Annotated in this window: 1 pseudogene; it reads right to left on the bottom strand. The window is 65.8% G+C overall.

What is annotated here, in order from left to right:
- A pseudogene (locus tag EOA24_RS40690) lies at positions 1 to 483 on the bottom strand (NAD-dependent DNA ligase LigA); the annotation flags it as partial.

The raw sequence follows: 483 nt of genomic DNA, 5'->3' as shown, positions 1-483 counted from the left end.
GGCGAAGAACTTCAGGTTGCGGCTGGCGGTGACCGAGGGATCCTTCTGGCGCAGCGACCCGGCAGCGGCGTTGCGCGGATTGACGTAGTCCTGGCCGCCGGCAGCCGCTGAACGTTGCTTCAGCGCCTCGAACTCGGCATAGGTCATATAGACCTCGCCACGTATCTCGATCAAATCGGGCCAGCCCGAGCCCTTCAGGGTTTTCGGGATATCCGCGATCGTCTTGAGGTTGGCGGTGATGTCTTCGCCGACGGCGCCGTCGCCGCGCGTTGCGCCCTGCACGAACACGCCGCGCTCGTAGCGCAGCGAGGCCGACAGCCCGTCGATCTTCGGCTCGGCCGTGAAGGCGATGTCCAGATCCTTGTCCCGGTCGAAGAAGCGCCGGCCGCGCTCGATGAAGTCGGCGACGTCCTGGTCGGTATAGGCCTTGGAGAGGCTGAGCATCGGCACGGCATGGCGAACCTTGGCAAAGCCCTCCGCCGG

The sequence above is a fragment of the Mesorhizobium sp. M2A.F.Ca.ET.039.01.1.1 genome (assembly GCF_003998035.1).
Classification (GTDB): domain Bacteria; phylum Pseudomonadota; class Alphaproteobacteria; order Rhizobiales; family Rhizobiaceae; genus Mesorhizobium.
Note: the sequence above shows the minus strand (reverse complement) of the source record. Positions and strands in the feature narration are given on the sequence as shown.